At 68.5% G+C, this 3,823-nt stretch carries 4 protein-coding genes and 1 pseudogene; 2 read left to right on the top strand and 3 right to left on the bottom strand.

Translation table 11 applies throughout. From position 1 onward, the window contains the following. A pseudogene (locus tag I0Q12_RS32885) lies at nt 1–137 on the bottom strand (enoyl-CoA hydratase); the annotation flags it as partial. 173 nt (nt 138–310) lie between these two features. Between I0Q12_RS32885 and I0Q12_RS14610 the strand changes: the two are divergent. After that, a complete protein-coding gene (locus tag I0Q12_RS14610) occupies nt 311–1,300 on the top strand; it encodes a hypothetical protein (protein WP_197252597.1) in 990 nt (329 codons plus the stop codon). 40 nt (nt 1,301–1,340) lie between these two features. Here I0Q12_RS14610 and I0Q12_RS14605 read toward each other — a convergent pair whose 3' ends face one another. Both I0Q12_RS14605 and I0Q12_RS14600 read right to left on the bottom strand, forming a co-directional pair. Then, nucleotides 1,341–1,571 (bottom strand): hypothetical protein, encoded by a 231-nt coding sequence (locus I0Q12_RS14605; RefSeq protein ID WP_197252596.1) that lies wholly within the window; start codon nt 1,569–1,571, stop codon nt 1,341–1,343. A 15-nt stretch (nt 1,572–1,586) separates the two neighbouring features. Beyond that, nucleotides 1,587–2,474 carry an SPFH domain-containing protein gene (locus I0Q12_RS14600; protein ID WP_197252595.1) on the bottom strand — a complete coding sequence of 296 codons (888 nt, stop codon included), beginning with the start codon at nt 2,472–2,474 and terminating at the stop codon, nt 1,587–1,589. A 153-nt stretch (nt 2,475–2,627) separates the two neighbouring features. Between I0Q12_RS14600 and I0Q12_RS14595 the strand changes: the two genes are divergently transcribed. Further along, on the top strand, nt 2,628–3,728 hold the full coding sequence (locus I0Q12_RS14595) for an NAD(P)-binding domain-containing protein (protein WP_197252594.1): 1,101 nt from the start codon (nt 2,628–2,630) through the stop codon (nt 3,726–3,728). Nucleotides 3,729–3,823: the final 95 nt, after the last annotated feature.

The following is a 3,823-nucleotide window of genomic DNA, read 5'->3' as shown; positions in this document are numbered from 1 at the left end:
ACGCGCGCGTCGTCCTCGACGGCCTGCTCGATGCACTCGCGGAGTTGCACACACATCTCGGTGTTGAGCGCGTTCCGCCGCTCGGCGCGCTGCAGTTTCATCGTGACGACGTCACCGTCGCGGCTGATCCCGATCATGTTCCTTGCCTCACCTTCCGATCCTGGCGCAGGCATCATCCCATCCGGCGAGCCTGAGCGTTCCACGCGGTCGCGCCTGTCGCTCGCGGTAAAATCAGGGGCGGCGAACAATGATGGGGAGCGGATCAGCACACTCGTCGGCTGTACGGCGGGCTGCACTCCCAGGAGTGGTCATGGACCCACGGATTCCCGATGTGAACACGGTCAGGATGGCAGTCGATCTCGCCTGCCGCGCACCGTCGGTGCACAACAGCCAACCGTGGCGGTGGACGTATTCCGACGGGCGCCTCGACCTCTTCAGCGACCGCAGCCGCCTGTTGCCGTCGACGGATCCGTCCGCGCGGCAACTCGTCCTGAGCTGTGGCGCCGCCCTCCATCACCTGCAGATCGCGGCGACCGCGTTGAAGTGGTCCACCGAGATCGACCGCCTGCCGGTGGGAGAACATTCCAATCATCTGGCCAGCATCCGGTTCAGCCACGGCGCTCGACCGGCATCGCACGATTTCGATCTCGTGGCCGCGATCCGCAGGCGTTATTCCGACCGCAGGCCGTTCGCGCCGCCGTCGACCGGCACCGGCTTCCCCGGACCGCTCCGGGAGGTGCTCCACCCGAGAACGAGGGTGACGGTGTTGCCGGAGGATGCTCGCCAGGTCCTCGGTGCCGCCACCGAGCTCACCGCTGCGATGCGACGCTACGACACTGCGTATCAGACCGAACTCCATTGGTGGACCGGCCATTCCGTCGAATCCCTCGGAATTCCCCCGGAGGCGCTCGCCACGGCGGAGCAGAGCGCGCGCGTCGAGATCGGCCGCCGGTTCCCGGCGGGCAGCCGCACCTCGGGCGACGCCCCGGAGACCGACCGCTCGACCGTCATCGTGGTCAGCACCGAAGGAAACACGTGCGAGGACTGGCTCCGAGCGGGCGAGGCACTGTCGGCGGTATTGCTCGAGGCCACCGTCGATCGCCTGGCCACGTGCCCGCTCACCCACGTGACCGAGTTCGGGCAGAGCCGGGAGATGATCCGCACGTTGCTGCCCGAGGGCGGATGCCCGCAGGCACTGGTCCGTGTCGGCACGACCGCGCCGGAGAACCGTCCGAAGCCGACGCCGCGACTGCCCACGGATTCGGTGTTCACGGTGACCGTCCGGCGTGCGACACGGTGATCCGATCCGAACATCTTGCGGGGCAAGGATTTCCGTCCCGTCACTCGTCCGTGTCGTCCGGGGTCGGCTCGGCGCGGTCGGTCTTCGCCGGGCGACCGGGCCGGCGGATCTTCTCCACATGGCCGGGCATCCGGCCGGCCTCGGTCAACGCGCGCCGCAGCAGGAACTCGATCTGCGCGTTGGTGCTGCGCAGCTCGTCGCCCGCCCACCTCGCCAGCGCGTCGTGGACCGCCGGATCGAGCCGTAGCAGCAGCTTCTTGCGTTCGGCCATGCGGATCGGACCTGACTACTGGTAGAGCGAACCGGTGTTGACGACGGGCTGGGCACCCTGGTCCCCACAGAGTACGACGAGCAGGTTGCTGACCATCGCGGCCTTGCGTTCCTCGTCGAGTTCGACGGTGTGCTCGCGCTCGAGCTGATCGAGGGCGGTGGCGACCATCCCGACCGCGCCCATGACGATCTGCTCCCGGGCGGCGATGACCGCGCCCGCCTGCTGGCGGCGCAGCATGGCCTGTGCGATCTCCGGGGCATAGGCGAGCTGGTTGATGCGCGATTCGACGACGTGCACGCCGGCCGACCGGACGCGCTCGGCGACCTCCTCGGACAGCTTGGTGGTGATCTCGGCGGCATTCTGACGCAGCGACATCGTGTCGGCGGGCGCGTCGTAGGGGTAGCTGCCGGCGATGTGACGAACGGCGGCTTCGGTCTGGACCGCGACGAACTCCTCGAAGTCGTCGACGTCGAAGACGGCGCGGGCGGTGTCCTGGACCTGCCACACGATGACCGCCGAGATCTCGATGGGGTTGCCGTCCGCGTCGTTGACCTTCGCCTTGCCGGTCTCGAGGTTGCGGATCCGGGTCGAGATCCTGCGGCGGGTGTTGAGCGGGTTCATCCAGCGCAGTCCCGGTTCCCGGAGTGTGCCCGCGTAGGAGCCGCCGAGCAGCTGCAGCACGCGCGCCTGGTTCGGTTCGACCAGCACGAGACCGGCGAGGGCGGCGCTCGCGAGCACGACCAGGACGGCACCGGCGACGATCAGCGGAATGTTCGTCTGCAGTGCACCCAGCACGATCAACCCGACGCCGGCCAGTTCGACGAGGAGCCCGATGCCGAGCACCAGCCAGCCGTTGCGGGAACGCCCGGGGCGTTCGGTGATCGTCGATTGCGTTGCGGCCATGGCGCGCTCCTCGTCGTGGTCGGTAATGCGATATTAAAGTGATATCACATTTCCACCCGTGGTTTCGAGGGCTCGGAGTCATAGCCCGGTGGACCGCCCGGACAGTTGGCATCATGATTGCCACAGACCAACCCACGACAGGGAGCGGACACGATGACGACCGGTGATCCCGACACGTTCGTGGACATCGTCGTGATCGGAGCCGGGCAGGCCGGGCTGTCGGCGGGCTACTACCTGCAGAAGTTCGGCAAGGAACCGGACAGCGGGTTCGTGGTACTGGACCGGTCGTTCGGCCCCGGCGGGGCATGGCAGCACCGCTGGCCGACGCTGACTCTCGACACCGTCAACGGACTCCACGACCTGCCCGGATCCTCGTTCGCCGAGGCCGTCGACACCACCGACGGGAAGGTACCCGCCGCCGCGGCGGTCCCGGAGTACTACCGCGCCTACGAGCAGCGATTCCATCTGCCGGTGCGTCGGCCCGTCCAGGTGATCGTCGTGTGCGACCGCGGTGAATACCTACGCGTGGAAACCGATCACGGCGTGTATGCCGCGCGCGGCATCATCAACGCGACCGGCACCTGGGAGCACCCGTTCGTGCCGTGGTATCCCGGCGCCGCACGGTTCCGCGGCCGGCAACTGCATACCAAGGACTACCGGACGGCCGACGAGTTCGCGGGCAAGCACGTCCTCGTCGTCGGCGGCGGCATCTCCGCGGTGCAACTGCTCGACGAGATCTCCCGCGTCACCGAAACCACCTGGGTCACCCGACGCGAACCTGCTTGGCGCGACGAGGAATTCACTCCCGAGGAGGGGCGGGCCGCGGTCGCGGTGGTCGAGGACCGGGTCCGGCACGGGTTGCCTCCGGGATCGGTGGTGTCGGTGACCGGTCTCCCACTCACCCCGGCCATCCGTGCCGCCCGCGAACGCGGTGTGCTCGAACATCTTCCGATCTTCTCGGAGATCACCGAGCACGGTGTCCGATGGCCGGACGGTCGAGAGCTGGACGTCGACGTCATCCTGTGGTGCACCGGATTCCGCAGTTCCCTCGACCATCTGGCACCGCTCGGCCTGCGCAACCCCGGCGGCGGAATCACCATGACCGGCCGCCTCGCGACCCAGGTCGCCGTCGATCCGCGCATCCACCTCGTCGGGTACGGTCCGTCGGCGTCGACGATCGGCGCGAACCGCGCCGGCCGGGCCGCGGCCCGCGAACTCGTCGACCACCTCGAAACGGAAGCCTCCGCGAGGTGAGCATGCGCGGCCTGTCGATGCTGGTCGTCGGACTCGCCACGGCCGCGAGCCTGACGCTGTCCGCACCGACCGCCGTCGACACGGTGGTACCGCCC

The organism is Rhodococcus sp. CX (assembly GCF_015865005.1).
Lineage (GTDB): Bacteria > Actinomycetota > Actinomycetes > Mycobacteriales > Mycobacteriaceae > Rhodococcus.
Note: the sequence above shows the minus strand (reverse complement) of the source record. Positions and strands in the feature narration are given on the sequence as shown.